Origin of the sequence: Citrobacter sp. wls757 (assembly GCF_005280935.1) — a bacterium.
GTDB classification, from domain to species: Bacteria; Pseudomonadota; Gammaproteobacteria; order Enterobacterales; family Enterobacteriaceae; genus Citrobacter; species Citrobacter portucalensis.
Genome location: NZ_SZWU01000006.1, coordinates 72779 through 88893, shown reverse-complemented (window position 1 = coordinate 88893; position 16115 = coordinate 72779). Strand labels below are relative to the sequence as shown.

Sequence of the window (16115 nt, the reverse complement as noted above, 5' to 3'; positions counted from 1 at the left end):
TGAGGAATGCAGGATGGTATTAACACCATCCTGCTGAGGCGTTTGATGTTTACTGCCAGCCGTAGCGACGGCTATAAAAACCTTTCACTAATTGAGTCAATGTCATGTAACCCGCCAAAATCGCAATCAGCCACGGGAAGTAGCTCAGCGGCAATGCCTGCAATTGCAGATAGCTGGCCAGCGGCGAGAACGGTAATGCAATGCCGACGACCATCACCACCAGCGTCATCAGCATCAGCGGCCACGCGGCGCGGCTCTGGATGAACGGCACGCGACGGGTACGAATCATATGCACAATCAACGTTTGCGACAGCAGGCCCACCACGAACCAGCCAGACTGGAACAATGTCTGATGTTCAGGCGTATTGGCATGGAAGACGAACCACATCAGGCAAAAGGTCAGAATGTCGAAGATCGAGCTGATCGGTCCAAAGAAGATCATAAAGCGGCCCAATTCGCTGGGATTCCAGCGCTGCGGCTTTTTGATCTGCTCTTCGTCGACGTTATCAAACGGAATCGCCACCTGGGATACATCGTACAGCAGGTTCTGAATCAGTAAGTGCAGCGGTAACATCGGCAGGAACGGTAAGAAGGCGCTCGCCACCAGCACGCTAAATACGTTACCAAAGTTTGAACTGGCCGTCATTTTGATGTACTTCAGCATGTTAGAGAAGGTACGGCGTCCTTCAATCACCCCTTCTTCCAGCACCATCAGGCTCTTTTCCAGCAGGATGATATCCGCCGCTTCACGCGCAATATCAACCGCGCCGTCAACGGAGATACCAATGTCCGCCGCACGCAGCGCCGGAGCATCGTTTATACCATCGCCCATAAAGCCGACCACATGGCCTTCGCGCTTGAGCAGCGTGACAATGCGCTCTTTGTGCATTGGCGTCAGACGGGCAAACAGCGTGGTGCGCTGAGCAAGCCGAGCCAGCTCATCATCGCTTAACCCTTCAATGCTGCTACCGACAACCACATCGCCCGCATCCAGGCCCACTTCATGACACACTTTTGCCGCCACCAATTCGCTATCGCCAGTGAGGATTTTCACCGTAATGCCGCTGGCTTTCAGCGCTTTAAGCGCAGGTGCGGTGGTCTCTTTCGGCGGATCGAGGAACGCAATATAGCCTTCGAGGATCAGATCTGATTCATCAATACGCTGGTAATCACCTTCACGCGCTGGCAGGTATTTCGTCGCCACCGCCACCACGCGCAGCCCCTGCCGGTTCAGCGTGTCCGTGACGCGTTTCACCCGACGCAGCATGTTGTCATCTAACGGGACTATCTCACCGTTGTGACGCACCTGGGTACATACGCTGAGGATCTCCTGTAGCGCCCCTTTACAGACCAGCTGGTGCACATCGGTTTCTTCTGCCACCACTACCGACATGCGGCGACGTTCAAAATCAAACGGGATCTCATCGATTTTCTGCCAGCGAGTCGAGAGCTGGCGGGCTGATTCTTCGTCCACACCTTCCAGCACCGCCGTATCCAGCAGATTCTTCAGCCCGGTCTGATAATGGCTGTTCAGCCACGCAGAATGCAGGACATGTTCGCTGGGCTTTCCAGAGATATCCGTATGATTCTCAAGTACAATTTTATCCTGAGTCAGGGTGCCGGTTTTATCGGTGCACAGGATATCCATCGCGCCAAAGTTCTGGATAGCGTCGAGGTGTTTAACGATAACCTTTTGTTTTGACAGCTTCACCGCCCCACGCGCCAGCGTTGAGGTGACGATCATCGGCAGCATTTCTGGAGTCAGTCCCACCGCCACAGACAGGGCAAACAGCGCCGCTTCCCACCAGTCACCTTTGGTGTAACCGTTGATAATAAGCACGATGGGCGCCATCACCAGCATAAAGCGGATCAGCAGCATGCTGACGCGGCTGATCCCTTTCTGGAAGGCATTCTGCTCGCTTTCCTGCTCGCTGACGCGACCCGCCAGTTGCCCGAACCAGGTATTGGCGCCGGTTGAAATCACGATGGCCTGCGCCGTGCCGCTCACCACGTTGGTGCCCATAAAGCACAGGGTATCGCATTCCAGCGGGTTGCTTTGCTGCGGATCGCGACTGGTTGCCACTTTCTCCACCGGCAGCGATTCACCGGTCAGCGAAGCCTGGGCGACGAACAGGTCACGAGCCTGCACCACGCGCAGATCGGCTGGGATCATATCCCCTGCCGCCAGCTTGATGACATCGCCGGGAACCAACTGGTCGATCGGCAGTTCAACCCAGCCGTTCTCCCCTTTCTCGTTGATGACGCGCAGCACCGTGGCGGTGTTGCTGACCATCGCTTTCAGCGCATCAGCCGCTTTGGTGGAACGCGCCTCTTGCACAAAATTCAGCAGCGTAGAGATGACGACCATCAGGGCGATGACGCCAGCGGCAAACAGATCTTCGGTGGCATAGGAAATCGCCCCGAGAATGGTCAGCAGTATATTAAACGGGTTGCGATAGCAGACCCACAGATGCACCCACCAGGGTGACGGCTTCTGTGCCGGCAACTGGTTCTCGCCATGTATTTCGCGGGCGTTCTCGACTTCTGCGGCGTTTAAGCCTTCCGGATGAGCGCCGAACGTTTTCCACAGCGCGTCTTCGTCCATCAGCGCCATTTTCAGGCAATGTTCGCTCAGCGATGGCGGGATCGGTGTGCTGGCAACGGTCTGAGCATTCGGCAACGGATCGCGATGCACCAGACGATGTGGTAAATGGCGGCTTAGCCGGGCAAACAGCTGGCGAGTCATATTTTTGAACATAGGCAGTCCCTCTGCACCAGTATAAACAGGCGCAGTAAATCCTTCAGGCGTGGCAAAGCCTTGCCTGGTGGCAATATTAAAATCACAACAGGGACGTCAGAACGTCACTGTCTTACTGTTCCGGTAAGACAGTGAAAGACAGGCTTACCGGAAAGGGTTGTTTCTCCATCTCGGGAGAGGGGTGGGATCGGGATCCATATAGCCTCCGGTAAGTGAATGATTTGCGCCGCGGATTATACGCAGAAAACCATAAGGTTTGTGGCAATTATGGCGGTATGATAAACCATGGAAACTAAACCAAACGTATACCAGACTTTGCCCATTGCGCCGCGCTTGAGTAAAGTTATTCTCTATTTGGCATAACTTCACACGCAACACGGGAAAACAGGATGCAAAATCGGCTGACCATTAAAGACATCGCCCGCTTAAGCGGTGTGGGAAAATCAACCGTTTCCCGTGTGCTCAACAATGAAAGCGGCGTGAGTGAACGCACCCGCGAACGCGTTGAGGCGGTGATGAATCAGCACGGTTTTTCCCCTTCCCGCTCCGCACGCGCCATGCGCGGACAAAGCGACAAGGTGGTGGCGATTATCGTCACGCGTCTGGACTCGCTTTCGGAAAATCTCGCCGTGCAGACCATGCTGCCCGCCTTTTATGAACAGGGCTACGATCCGATCATGATGGAAAGCCAGTTCTCGCCCGAGCTGGTTGAAGAACATCTCGGCATGCTCAGACGCCGCAACATTGATGGCGTGGTGCTGTTTGGTTTTACCGGCATTACTGAAGCCATGCTCGCCTCCTGGCAAGATTCTCTGGTGCTGCTGGCAAGAGATGCCAAAGGCTTTGCCTCCGTCTGCTATGACGATGAGGGTGCCATTCGTACCCTGATGCAGCGTTTATACGAACGCGAGCATCGCCATATTAGCTTTCTTGGTGTTCCGCATAGCGATGTGACCACTGGTAAACGCCGCCATGAGGCCTACCTGGTATTCTGTAAAAAACACAAACTACATCCTGTGGCCGCGCTGCCGGGTCTGGCCATGAAGCAGGGCTATGAGCAGGCCGCCAACGTCATCACCCCGGAAACCACTGCCTTAGTCTGTGCGACGGATACCCTTGCCCTTGGCGTCAGCAAATATCTGCAGGAGCAGCGGATTGAGAACCTGCAGTTGGCAAGCGTGGGCAGCACGCCGCTGATGAAATTCCTCCATCCGGAAATTATCACCGTCGATCCTGGATACGCCGAAGCCGGGCGACAAGCGGCCTCGCAGCTGATCGAACAGATCAACGGCCGCAGCGAACCACGACAAATCGTTATTCCTTCCACCCTCTCCTGATCGCTTTCTGAGCATTAATTTGTGATCTTCGCTGCGTTTCGGGAACGTTCCCATTTTTAAATATTCATCGAAGATATACTCTGGCGCCAACAACGAGAGAGTTGCCGAATGACGACGCAACAGCGTCTTTTCCGGTCTACGGGGAACACACACCATCATGAGCAAAATAAAACAAGCAGACATTGACCGGCTAATTGAGCTGGTTGGCGGGCGCGACAATATCGCTACAGTGAGTCACTGCATTACTCGCCTGCGTTTTGTGCTGAATCAGCCTGCAAACGCCAGACCGAAAGAGATCGAATTGTTGCCAATGGTCAAAGGCTGCTTCACCAACGCCGGGCAGTTTCAGGTGGTAATTGGCACCGAGGTGGGCGATTACTACAAAGCGCTGTTGGCGACCACCGGACAAGCCAGTGCCGACAAAGAGCAGGCAAAGAAAGCGGCGCGGCAGAACATGAAATGGCATGAACAGCTGATCTCTCACTTCGCGGAGATCTTCTTCCCGCTGCTGCCAGCGCTGATTAGCGGCGGCCTGATCTTAGGTTTCCGTAACGTGATCGGCGATCTGCCCATGAGTAACGGGCAGACGCTGGCGCAGATGCATCCTTCGCTGAAAACCCTCTATGACTTCCTGTGGCTGATTGGCGAAGCGATCTTCTTCTATTTGCCGGTCGGGATTTGTTGGTCGGCAGTCAAGAAAATGGGCGGTACGCCGATCCTCGGTATTGTGCTGGGCGTGACCCTGGTTTCTCCGCAACTGATGAACGCCTATTTGCTCGGTCAGCAGGTGCCGGACGTGTGGAACTTCGGCCTGTTCAGTATTGAGAAAGTGGGCTACCAGGCGCAGGTCATTCCGGCACTGTTGGCCGGGCTGGCGCTCGGGTTTATTGAAACACGCATGAAGCGCATCGTCCCGGATTACCTGTATCTGGTGATCGTCCCGGTGTGCTCGCTGATCCTTGCGGTATTCCTTGCGCATGCCTTTATCGGTCCATTTGGCCGCATGATTGGCGACGGTGTCGCGTTTGCGGTCCGTCATCTGCTGACCGGCAGTTTTGCTCCGATTGGCGCGGCGCTGTTCGGCTTCCTGTATGCCCCGCTGGTGATCACCGGTGTGCATCAGACCACGCTGGCTATCGACATGCAGATGATTCAGAGCATGGGCGGTACGCCGGTATGGCCACTGATCGCACTGTCGAATATCGCTCAGGCCTCTGCGGTGGTCGGGATCATTATCTCCAGCCGCAAACACAACGAACGTGAAATCTCCGTTCCAGCCGCGATCTCCGCCTATCTCGGGGTAACTGAACCAGCGATGTACGGGATCAACCTGAAATACCGCTTCCCAATGCTGTGCGCGATGATCGGTTCCGGTCTCGCCGGACTGCTGTGCGGCCTGAACGGTGTGCTGGCGAACGGGATTGGCGTCGGCGGTTTGCCGGGCATCCTCTCCATCCAGCCGACTTACTGGCAGGTCTTTGGTATGGCGATGGTCATTGCGATTGTCATCCCAATGGTACTGACCTCATTCGTTTACCAGCGTAAACACCGTCTGGGCACATTACAGATTGTCTAACTTTTCTTCGGGGCGCAGTTGCGCCCCAGCGTATTTCCAGGAAACAACCATGAATATTCCCCACTGGTGGCAAAACGGCGTTATCTATCAGGTTTACCCCAAGAGTTTTCAGGACACCACCGGCAGCGGCACCGGAGATTTACGCGGCGTGACGCAGCGCCTCGACTATTTGCAAAAGCTGGGCGTTGATGCCATCTGGCTGACGCCGTTCTATATTTCGCCGCAGGTTGATAACGGTTACGACGTCGCAGACTACACGTCTGTCGATCCGGCCTACGGCACGCTGGAAGACTTTGACGAACTGGTGGCGCAGGCGAAAGCGCGCGGCATCCGTATTATTCTCGACATGGTGTTTAACCACACCTCAACCCAGCACGCCTGGTTTCGTGAAGCGCTGGATAAAGACAGCCCGTATCGTCAGTTTTATTTCTGGCGCGACGGCACGCCAGACTGCCCGCCAAATAACTGGCGCTCCAAGTTTGGCGGCAACGCCTGGGGCTGGCACGCCGAAAGCGAGCAGTACTATCTGCACCTCTTTGCTCCGGAGCAAGCCGACCTGAACTGGGAAAACCCGGCGGTACGCGCCGAGCTTAAGAAAGTATGCGAGTTTTGGGCCGATCGCGGCGTGGACGGACTGCGCCTCGACGTGGTGAATCTTATCTCTAAAGACCAGGACTTCCCGAACGATCCCGACGGCGATGGACGGCGTTTTTATACCGACGGCCCGCGCGCGCATGAATTTTTGCGTGAGATGAACCGCGATGTTTTTACCCCACGCAACCTGATGACGGTCGGCGAAATGTCTTCCACTACGCTTGAACATTGCCAGCAGTACGCCGCACAAGATGGTAGTGAACTGTCGATGACCTTTAACTTCCACCACCTGAAAGTGGATTATCCCAACGGTGAGAAGTGGACGTTAGCAAAACCCGATTATGTGGCGCTAAAAACCCTGTTCCGCCACTGGCAGCAGGGCATGCACAATCAGGCCTGGAACGCGCTGTTCTGGTGTAACCACGATCAGCCGCGCATCGTGTCGCGTTTTGGCGATGAAGGTAAATACCGCGTTCCGTCGGCCAAAATGCTGGCGATGGTGCTGCATGGCATGCAGGGCACCCCCTACATCTACCAGGGTGAAGAGATTGGCATGACCAACCCGCACTTTCGCCAGATTACCGATTATCGCGATGTGGAAAGCCATAACATGTTTGCCGAGTTGAACGGCCAGGGACGCGATGCGCAAGAACTGCTGGCGATCCTCGCCAGTAAATCTCGCGATAACAGCCGCACGCCGATGCAATGGGATAGCAGCAAACACGCGGGCTTCACCCCCGGCGAGCCGTGGATCAATCTGTGTGACAACGCAGCAGACATCAACGTGGCGGCAGCACTGAACGATACCGACTCGGTGTTCTACACCTATCAGAAGCTGATCGCCTTGCGCAAAGCGGAGCCGGTTATCACCTGGGGCGACTACCAGGATCTGCTACCGGACAGCCCGCATCTGTGGTGCTATCAACGAGAGTGGCAAGGGCAGCGGCTACTGGTCATTGCCAATCTGAGCGGTACCTTTCAGAGCTGGCAGCCAGCCCAGACCGACGGAAACTGGCAGGTGCTGATGCACAACTATGCCGAGGTTGCCAGCCAACCTGGGGACATGACACTGCGTCCTTTTGAGGCCGTCTGGTGGTTGCAAAAATAGCTTGCAATTATGTTCAGGCCCGGTACGCATAGCGCTACCGGGCGTTGCTACATACGCTTAGCTTACCCTTCTGTTTTTGCTGAATAATTAATCAGAATTTTCTGCCTACAATTTACAATCGGCTGTACTGCCCGTCATCTGTACGCTCCGATTTTTACTTTGCGCTACATCAAATAAATCGTAAACATCCTTGATGCAAATCACTACATATAGAACTTAAAATGCACGCCGACCCAATATGTTGTATTAATCGACTACAATTGCTACAACTACAGTGCACCGTTTAACGGTGGAATTGTGGATAAAGTGGGTCAGGATTGCGGGAAGTCATTGGCAATAGAGATGAATAAAGCCATGACCGCTTCCCCAACCTCTGTGGATAACCTGTTCTTATAAATATGGAGTGATCATGACACCGCATGTGATGAAACGAGATGGCTGTAAAGTGCCGTTTAAATCAGAGCGCATCAAAGAAGCCATTCTGCGTGCAGCTAAAGCAGCGGGAGTCGATGACGCAGATTACTGTGCCACCGTCGCAGAAGTCGTTAGTAGCCAGATGAATGAGCGCAGCCAGGTCGATATCAACGAGATCCAGACAGCGGTTGAAAACCAGCTGATGTCTGGTCCGTACAAGCAACTCGCCCGTGCGTACATCGAATATCGCCACGACCGTGATATACAGCGTGAAAAACGTGGCCGTCTGAACCAGGAAATTCGTGGTCTGGTTGAGCAAACCAACTCTGCTCTGCTGAACGAAAACGCCAACAAAGACAGCAAAGTGATCCCGACCCAGCGCGACCTGCTGGCCGGTATCGTCGCCAAACACTATGCGCGTCAACACCTGTTGCCGCGTGATGTCGTCCAGGCGCACGAGCGTGGTGATATTCACTATCACGATCTCGACTACTCTCCGTTCTTCCCAATGTTTAACTGCATGCTGATCGACCTGAAAGGTATGCTGACGCAGGGCTTTAAGATGGGTAACGCGGAGATTGAGCCGCCAAAATCCATCTCCACCGCGACGGCCGTCACCGCGCAAATTATCGCGCAGGTTGCCAGCCATATTTATGGCGGTACCACCATTAACCGTATTGACGAAGTTCTCGCACCGTTCGTGACCGAGAGCTTTAATAAGCATCGCAAAACCGCTGAAGAGTGGCAGATCCCAGATGCCGACGGTTATGCGCATTCCCGTACCGAGAAAGAGTGCTACGACGCATTCCAGTCCCTTGAGTATGAAGTGAATACCCTGCATACCGCCAACGGTCAGACGCCGTTCGTTACCTTCGGTTTCGGCCTGGGAACCAGCTGGGAATCGCGTTTGATCCAGCAGTCCATTCTGCGTAACCGCATTGCTGGCCTGGGTAAAAATCGTAAAACCGCCGTGTTCCCGAAACTGGTGTTTGCGATTCGTGACGGTCTGAACCACAAGTTTGGCGATCCGAACTATGACATCAAGCAGCTGGCGCTGGAGTGCGCGAGCAAGCGTATGTATCCGGATATCCTGAACTACGATCAGGTGGTTAAAGTGACCGGCTCGTTCAAAACGCCAATGGGCTGCCGCAGCTTCCTGGGCGTATGGGAAAACGAGAACGGCGAACAGGTTCACGATGGCCGTAACAACCTCGGCGTTATCAGCCTTAACCTGCCGCGTATCGCGCTGGAAGCTCATGGCGATGAAGCCACCTTCTGGAAACTGCTCGACGACCGTCTGATCCTGGCGCGTAAAGCGCTGATGACCCGCATTGCGCGTCTGGAAGGCGTGAAGGCCCGCGTTGCACCAATCCTGTATATGGAAGGGGCCTGCGGCGTGCGTCTGAAAGCAGACGATGACGTGTCAGAAATCTTTAAAAACGGCCGCGCATCGATTTCTCTGGGTTACATCGGCATTCACGAAACCATCAACGCGCTGTTTGGCGACAAACACTTGTACGACAGCGAGCAGCTTCGCGCTAAAGCTATCGCCATTGTGGAACGTCTGCGTCAGGCGGTCGATCAGTGGAAAGACGAAACCGGCTACGGCTTTAGTCTGTACAGTACACCAAGCGAAAACCTGTGCGATCGTTTCTGCCGTCTGGATACCGCCGAGTTTGGCGTGGTGCCGGGTGTTACCGACAAAGGTTACTACACCAACAGCTTCCACCTCGACGTGGAGAAAAAGGTTAACCCGTACGACAAGATCGATTTCGAAGCGCCGTACCCGCCGCTGGCGAACGGAGGTTTCATTTGCTACGGCGAGTACCCGAACATTCAGCACAACCTGAAAGCACTGGAAGACGTCTGGGATTACAGCTATCAGCACGTGCCGTATTACGGGACCAACACGCCAATCGATGAATGCTACGAGTGCGGCTTTACCGGTGAGTTCGAGTGCACCAGCAAAGGCTTTACCTGCCCGAAATGTGGTAACCACGACGCCGCGCGCGTGTCGGTCACCCGCCGCGTATGCGGTTATTTAGGCAGCCCGGACGCTCGTCCGTTTAACGCCGGTAAGCAGGAAGAAGTGAAGCGCCGCGTTAAGCATTTAGGTAATGGGCAGATCGGTTAATTTCGACAGTATTATTGCCTGGCGATGTGACGCTTTTCGCAAAGCAATTGGCGCCAGGACAAGGCGGCAAGCAAGCGAATCCCGGGGAGCTTACATAAGTAAGTGACCCGGGTGAGCGAGCGCAGACAACGCAGTAATGGCGTCAATTGAGAAGCGAAAATGCGATACCATCAATACTATCCTGTCGATATCGTCAACGGCCCAGGAACCCGCTGCACCCTGTTTGTGTCGGGATGCGTGCATGAATGCCCTGGCTGCTATAACAAAAGCACCTGGCGACTCAATTCCGGCCAGCCGTTTACCAAAGAGATGGAAGACAAGATCATTGCCGATCTGAACGACACGCGAATCCCTCGCCAGGGTATTTCGCTGTCCGGCGGCGATCCGCTGCATCCGCAAAACGTGCCGGATATCCTGCAACTGGTACAGCGTATTCACGCTGAGTGTCCGGGGAAAGATATCTGGGTGTGGACTGGCTACAAGCTTAATGAACTCAACGCCGCGCAAATGCAGGTGGTGGATCTCATCAACGTGCTGGTCGATGGTAAATTTGTGCAGGATCTTAAAGACCCGGCGCTGATCTGGCGCGGCAGCAGCAACCAGGTTGTACATCATTTGCGTTAATCGCTAAAGCCGTTTGTTTGCATCGTGATAAACGGCTGAATGTTCTCGCTTACCTACCGCGACAACAAACACGACCACAACCTCATCCCGAACCTGGTACACCAGACGGTACCCGGACGATTTAAGCTTAATTTTATAGCAGTCAGGAAGACCATTTAAACGGGCAGAGTCAATTCTGGGGTTCAACAACACGTCGGCCAACTTCTTCTTAAACTGAGTCTTCACCGTATCACCCAGTTTATGCCACTCTTTTAAGGCTCTCGGGTCGAATTCCAGTTCATAAGTCATCCAGACTAACCTTGATTCCCTTTTGCGGGCTGGCAAGCCTTTCCCGGACTGTCTGAATGAGTGCATCTTCACTGTCGCTAAGGGTGACGGTTTTCACCGGCATGCGCCCCGTTTCCGCGACGTACTGAAACAGTAATCGCACAGCTTCCGTTGGAGTAATATTCAGTTTTTCCAGCACGGCATAAGCCTCATTTTTGAGTTTGTCATCCAGACGGACGTTCAGCGTGGCCATTATGCCTCCAGTAAAATCGAATGTGTAATGCAGTTTAGCATTACACTCGCATTACATCGAATTCTGGATAACGCCTCTCAAAAACGGCTCACACACTCCATCGCAACCGCTTTGAACTCGGTGAAATGACGGCACGCGCAGAGTCGCGTCATCGCGCGTTCGCGCAGGAAGGTGACGAAGATATCGTAGATAGCCATCGCCTCTTCGTATTCACTCTTGCTGATGGCGAGCAAGAAGATCACGTGGGCCGTTTCATCGCCCCAGGCGATACCCTGTGGGGCGAGGATGGTGTAGACCACCGTTTTCTTTGCCAGCAGACCAAGGGCGTGCGGCAAGGCAATGCTGTCACCCAGCATGGTGCTGACGATGGCCTCGCGCTCAACCACCGAATCAAGAAACTCCGCGTCGACAAAACCTTCATCCTGCAACTGACGGCATAAGGTTTTGAACAACGTTTGTTGATCCATTGGCTCGTCAATCACACGAAAATGGGCGGCATCGAAGAATTTGTTCAACATCCACGGACGGGTTCTGTCGACCAGCACCAGTTTGCCAATCTGCTCCAGCTGATAATCGGTAGGGAACGGCGCAATCATCACCACCGGCTTATCTTTTTCACCAATCCGCGCGGTTGAGATGACAAAATCTTCGCTGATGCTTTCCCGCTGTTCGTAGTCGCGAAGCGTTACGGTATCGACGATCTCTATCTGCGGATACTTACGCGCCAGTACCGCTTCAATCATCCGCGCCATCGCATTTCCGGCATCGCATACCAGCAGAACCTTCGGCTGTCTCTGGTAACCGATGTTGTAACTACGCTCCAGCCCGACGCCAATATGCAGCACGAGGAAGCCAATCTCATTTTCACTGATGGTGTACGGCGTATATTTTCCCCATCCCGAGACGGCGGCCAGCGTCATGTCCCACGCCATGGGGTAGTGCTGTTTAATATTTTCCAACAGCGGATTGGGGATCATTATCTGGTAACGCACCCGGGTGATCATCGTCTTAATATGCGTCAGCAGGTCAGCATGCAACTGTTTGTCATTCAACAGGTTGTAGTTGTACTGGGTGTTGATAAAACGCAGGATGTAATTGACCAACGCTTCGTCATCATCCGCATTGATAGCACTGGGCGCGATATCCTGAACCTGGCGGGCAGCAATATGCACCTGTAGCCAGTTTTCTTCGGAAACGGAAAGCGGTTTGTCTGCCAGGCGGTGCAGTACCGCCGCGATTTCCCGCGTGGCCAGGCACACCGATTGATCGGCCTCTTCTGCGGCAAAATCCGGGAGTGGATATCCTTCGCTAATCCGCCGTACCGCCACCGCGCAGTACAAGCGTAAAAACAGCTCGCCCTCATCGGTCAGACGAATATGGAAACGGGCAAAAATGTCCTGCAAAACGGGTTGCAACTGTTCAGGAAGCCCCGCATTCAGCGCTTCTTGCGTCACTAACGGATGCTGCGGATCCTGCTGCGCCAGCGTCCACAGCAGATCGGTCAAACAGGCGCGGATCGCCATTTCGCTGCCGAACAGCTTCATGCCGTGACGGGGACGCGTTTCCAGCGTCAGATGATAACGTTGCAGATGCTCGCGCACCTCAGCCATATCGTTTTGCAGCGTCGCGCGGCTGATAAACCATTCATCAGCCAAATCTTCCAGCTTCAGCGAGAAAGCCGACGTCAGAAAACGCACCACCAGCCAGTGTATCCGTTCCTGGCTGGTGCGTGGGATGCGCAGCAACGTATTGGGCTGCTGCGTTTGCAGGGTGTGAAAGCTTGCCGGGTCATCAATTTTGAGCTGATAACCATTACCCCGGCTGAGGACAAACTGTGCGCCGTACTGGGTGAGCAGCGCGTTTAGCGCGGTGATATCCGCCCGTACGGTGCGTGTGGAAACCGACAACCGCTGCGCCAGCTCGTCCTGTGGAAGCGCTTCGTTTTGCAACATGTCAAACAGCTGTGCTAAACGTTGGTTGGGGAATCGCACGTCAGTTTCCTCATCAGTCAGTTAGCCTACGCAGGCCCGGGTCATCGCCATCAGCTGGCGTACGTCGTCCGGACGAGTGTTACCACTCACCTTATCAATAATCGAACTATAGATGTGAGGAATGATTTTACTCACTCCGGCATCGAGGGCAATTTGCAGGATTTCAGTGAAATTATCCAGATCGATACCGCCGGTTGGCTCCAGCCAGAAGTCATGACGGGCGCAGGCCTGCGCGACCGCAATGTACTCGTCACGGCATTTCAGGCCGCCCATCGGGAAGTATTTAATTGAGCTACCGCCCATGTCTTTGAGCAGCGCAATCGCGGTTTCTACCGACACAATACCGTCCGGCGACTGGCTGCTTAGCGGACCAGTGGAGATTTTCACCCTGCCCGGCGTGCCGGTTGGCGAGACCAGACCATTGACCACTGTCTCCTGCTGGCCCAGCAGCGCGCGACTGGTGGCCACGCCGGTAAAGACCTGATTGACATGCTGTGGCTGCACCTGACGGGAGATTTCACTGACCATCGCCGACTGGTTAGGATCGCCCGCCCCCAACCCCACGGAGAGCGCATTGTCGATAAGGGCCGCGTATTCACGCATATCCGCTACCGCGCTTGCGACATCCGGGTAATTTTTTGACAACACGCCAACCAGCACGTGTCCTTCCGCCGCCGCATAAATATCCCGGGCATTTTCTTTGGAGCCTGCCAGCACGTTCAGGCAGACGCGGTCGCGATAAAAGTTAGGGGTCAGTTTCATGCGTTTTTCTCCTGCGAAATCACTTCACCAATTCGACGGGCCACAATCTCCAGCTGCGCGCGATCGACGCTGCGCACATCGGCTTCGATAATGCCTTCATTGGCTTTGTAACCACGGAAGTAAATCGCGTACTCCCCCTGTTTGAGCGCGTCGACCAGTTCCCCCGTGGCGATCCCGGTTACCGCTTCATCAAACTTAATTTCCGTGCGTGCGATGTCGCGCCCTGCACTATCCCACACCACGCGGGCGCTCACGCCGTTAAGCTGGTTCAACGCATTAATGAACGGCGTCATTTTCTCGACCATCTCCGCGCCGCTCTCTTTCTGCGCGTTCAGATACAATTCGATGGCACAGGTCAGTCCAAGAATTCCCTCTTTGCCCACCTTCATCGCCCGGCCAATCCCCGCCGTCTGGCGCTTCACCCACTCAACATATTGGGTTTTACCAATCACCAGACCGCTGGTTGGTCCTTCTATCGCCTTGGCGCCGCTATAAATCACCAGATCTGCACCAACCCGGTAGTAGCACTGCAAATCCTCTTCCGCCGCCGCGTCCACTATCAGCGGCAGATTATGCGTACGCGCCACCACCGCAGCCTGCTCCACGCTGAGCATACTTTTCTGGACGCAGTGGTGAGATTTGATATACAGAATGGCCGCCGTACGCGGTGTAATGGCCGCCGCCAGCTGTGCCGCGGAACATTCGTTGGCATAACCGGCTTCCACTAACTTGCCGCCGCCAAGCGCTACCATGGTGCCCACCGGTGCGCCAAAGTTGACGTTGTGACCTCTGGGCAGCACGATTTCGTTGTTCTCGATGGGCGTGACGTGCAGGTTCTCCAGCAGCCAGTCGCTGTCTTTAACCAATACGCCAGCCACCGACAGGGCGATCCCGGCCGAGGCGCAAGAGACAACCGTTGCCCCCTCCACTTCCAGTAATTTCGCGATGTAGTCGCCGGTTTTATTGACCAGGTCTTTCATCTCGAAATATTGGTTCATCCCCGCCATCGCGGCTTCAACCACTTCTGGTCGCGGCGTGGAAACGCCGAGCGCCGTCATGCGGCCGGAGGTATTAATCACCTGTTTTAAATCGTATTTCTCAAAAATCGAAGGCATGTTCCGCGCTCCCTTGTTCGGTCATATAGCCCTTGCCCGCACGTATTGCGGCAAGCGGCACCAGCAGTTGTTCAGCCTGCAGGCTGTCGTTTTCTGCATCTACCAGCACGGTTGGCTGGCGCTTAAGCGTAAAGAGGGTTAAATCGGCATCCAGACCGATCTGCAGCCGCCCCTTCTGTTTCAGGCGCAGACCATCGGCGGCATTGGCGGTAACGCATTCAATGACCTGCGGAAGCGACATCCCAATGGCGAGGAATTTCGACATCACATTCGCCAGGGAATGCACCGGGCCGCTGATACGGTTACGACAGTAAATATCGGAGCTGATGGTGTGCGGCAAAATACCCAGTTCGATAGCGCGTTTTGCCACCGCAAAGCTCAGGCTGGCGGTGCCATGCCCAACGTCCAGACGCACGCCGCGTGAAATCGCCCGCGTCACTGACGCCCGCAGCTCGCCTTGCGGCGTCAGAATGCGATTCGGCTTACCGTTGTAACAGTGGGTAATGATGTCACCCGCGCTCAGGCGTTCGGCGATCTCATCTAGGCCCGGCGGGTTGTTGCCGATGTGCACCATCAGCGGCAGGTCACCGTTCTGCGCTTGCATCGCTTTGGCGCGATCCAGCGGCGTGATGCCATTTTCACCGACTACGCTGCTGCTCATACGTGCCTTCAGACCGACGATAAAATCAGGGTGGCGTTTCACCGCCTCTCGCACCGCATCAGCGTCAATATTGACCATGTTGGCCAGCTCGTTCTGGGCAATAAGCCCAACGCGGGAGATATTCAGCAACGCGTACACTTCGGTGGCAGCTTCCCGGGTCAGGGTGTAAAAATCGTCGATGTCATCCGCTCCGGTGCTGCCCGCATCCACTACGGTAGTGACGCCGGTCGCAATACCAACGCTATCCGGCTGGTCGTGGTAAATCGGGGATTTCGGGTAGCAATGAACGTGGGAGTCAATCCAGCCTGCGCTGACGTAGCACTCACCGCCCAGCTCAATGGTTTTCAGCGCCGGGCCATCAACGTCACCCAACGCCGCTATCTTGCCGTCTTTGAGCGCAATATCGCTCACCGTATCGTCAACGAGGCGCGCACGGCGCAGGAGTAAATCAAACATGTCTCTCTCCTGTTGAAATGGGGGCGGTCGTGTAGGCCTGATAAGCGCAGCGCCATCAGGCGTCA

The 16115-nt window shown here is 54.8% G+C and carries 12 protein-coding genes; 5 read left to right on the top strand and 7 right to left on the bottom strand.

All coding sequences use genetic code 11. The features are described 5' to 3' along the window. Positions 1-49 precede the first annotated feature (49 nt). On the bottom strand, positions 50-2746 hold the full coding sequence (gene mgtA, locus FDW94_RS00820; RefSeq protein ID WP_170974211.1) for a magnesium-translocating P-type ATPase: 2697 nt from the start codon (positions 2744-2746) through the stop codon (positions 50-52). A gap of 401 nt (positions 2747-3147) precedes the next feature. On the opposite strand from mgtA, the gene treR reads away from it, so the two are divergent. The 5 genes from treR (at position 3148) to nrdG (ending at position 10545) form a co-directional block, all read left to right on the top strand. Continuing rightward, the gene (gene treR / locus FDW94_RS00810; protein ID WP_125363017.1) at positions 3148-4095 is read left to right on the top strand and encodes a trehalose operon repressor TreR; all 948 of its coding nucleotides are present in this window, start codon (positions 3148-3150) and stop codon (positions 4093-4095) included. 157 nt (positions 4096-4252) lie between these two features. Next, positions 4253-5671, top strand: coding sequence for a PTS trehalose transporter subunit IIBC (gene treB, locus FDW94_RS00805; protein WP_048215055.1), 1419 nt, complete (start codon positions 4253-4255; stop codon positions 5669-5671). A gap of 49 nt (positions 5672-5720) precedes the next feature. Next, a complete protein-coding gene (treC, locus tag FDW94_RS00800) occupies positions 5721-7373 on the top strand; it encodes an alpha,alpha-phosphotrehalase (protein WP_137376976.1) in 1653 nt (550 codons plus the stop codon). Positions 7374-7782: 409 nt separating this feature from the next. Further along, entirely contained in the window at positions 7783-9921 is a 2139-nt protein-coding gene (gene nrdD, locus FDW94_RS00795) for an anaerobic ribonucleoside-triphosphate reductase (RefSeq protein ID WP_003830363.1), read from the top strand. 159 nt (positions 9922-10080) lie between these two features. Next, on the top strand, positions 10081-10545 hold the full coding sequence (nrdG, locus tag FDW94_RS00790; RefSeq protein ID WP_032942191.1) for an anaerobic ribonucleoside-triphosphate reductase-activating protein: 465 nt from the start codon (positions 10081-10083) through the stop codon (positions 10543-10545). A gap of 3 nt (positions 10546-10548) precedes the next feature. On the opposite strand, the gene FDW94_RS00785 is transcribed toward nrdG, so the two are convergent. From FDW94_RS00785 to FDW94_RS00760, 6 genes are all read right to left on the bottom strand, one after another. Next, positions 10549-10833 (bottom strand): type II toxin-antitoxin system RelE/ParE family toxin, encoded by a 285-nt coding sequence (locus tag FDW94_RS00785; protein ID WP_048227188.1) that lies wholly within the window; start codon positions 10831-10833, stop codon positions 10549-10551. Beyond that, positions 10823-11065 carry a type II toxin-antitoxin system RelB/DinJ family antitoxin gene (locus tag FDW94_RS00780; protein WP_003830370.1) on the bottom strand — a complete coding sequence of 81 codons (243 nt, stop codon included), beginning with the start codon at positions 11063-11065 and terminating at the stop codon, positions 10823-10825. The genes FDW94_RS00785 and FDW94_RS00780 overlap by 11 nt, the downstream gene beginning before the upstream one ends. A gap of 77 nt (positions 11066-11142) precedes the next feature. Continuing rightward, positions 11143-13056, bottom strand: a complete 1914-nt coding sequence (locus FDW94_RS00775; protein WP_137376975.1) for a BglG family transcription antiterminator — start codon at positions 13054-13056, stop codon at positions 11143-11145. 21 nt (positions 13057-13077) lie between these two features. Beyond that, positions 13078-13818, bottom strand: coding sequence for a KDGP aldolase family protein (locus tag FDW94_RS00770; protein WP_048215061.1), 741 nt, complete (start codon positions 13816-13818; stop codon positions 13078-13080). Then, positions 13815-14933: a DgaE family pyridoxal phosphate-dependent ammonia lyase gene (locus FDW94_RS00765; RefSeq protein ID WP_032942188.1), complete on the bottom strand. Its 1119-nt coding sequence runs from the start codon at positions 14931-14933 to the stop codon at positions 13815-13817. The genes FDW94_RS00770 and FDW94_RS00765 overlap by 4 nt, the downstream gene beginning before the upstream one ends. After that, positions 14917-16050, bottom strand: a complete 1134-nt coding sequence (locus tag FDW94_RS00760) for an amidohydrolase/deacetylase family metallohydrolase (protein WP_137376974.1) — start codon at positions 16048-16050, stop codon at positions 14917-14919. The genes FDW94_RS00765 and FDW94_RS00760 overlap by 17 nt, the downstream gene beginning before the upstream one ends. Positions 16051-16115 lie beyond the last annotated feature (65 nt).

Excerpts from the sequence above, each read along its gene's own strand:
- treB (WP_048215055.1), top strand. The coding sequence starts at position 4,253 with ATGAGCAAAATAAAACAAGCAGACATTGACCGGCTAATTGAGCTGGTT.
- treR (WP_125363017.1), top strand. The coding sequence starts at position 3,148 with ATGCAAAATCGGCTGACCATTAAAGACATCGCCCGCTTAAGCGGTGTG.
- mgtA (WP_170974211.1), bottom strand. The coding sequence starts at position 2,746 with ATGACTCGCCAGCTGTTTGCCCGGCTAAGCCGCCATTTACCACATCGT.
- FDW94_RS00780 (WP_003830370.1), bottom strand. The coding sequence starts at position 11,065 with ATGGCCACGCTGAACGTCCGTCTGGATGACAAACTCAAAAATGAGGCT.
- FDW94_RS00770 (WP_048215061.1), bottom strand. The coding sequence starts at position 13,818 with ATGAAACTGACCCCTAACTTTTATCGCGACCGCGTCTGCCTGAACGTG.
- FDW94_RS00765 (WP_032942188.1), bottom strand. The coding sequence starts at position 14,933 with ATGCCTTCGATTTTTGAGAAATACGATTTAAAACAGGTGATTAATACC.
- nrdD (WP_003830363.1), top strand. The coding sequence starts at position 7,783 with ATGACACCGCATGTGATGAAACGAGATGGCTGTAAAGTGCCGTTTAAA.
- FDW94_RS00785 (WP_048227188.1), bottom strand. The coding sequence starts at position 10,833 with ATGACTTATGAACTGGAATTCGACCCGAGAGCCTTAAAAGAGTGGCAT.
- treC (WP_137376976.1), top strand. The coding sequence starts at position 5,721 with ATGAATATTCCCCACTGGTGGCAAAACGGCGTTATCTATCAGGTTTAC.
- nrdG (WP_032942191.1), top strand. The coding sequence starts at position 10,081 with ATGCGATACCATCAATACTATCCTGTCGATATCGTCAACGGCCCAGGA.
- FDW94_RS00760 (WP_137376974.1), bottom strand. The coding sequence starts at position 16,050 with ATGTTTGATTTACTCCTGCGCCGTGCGCGCCTCGTTGACGATACGGTG.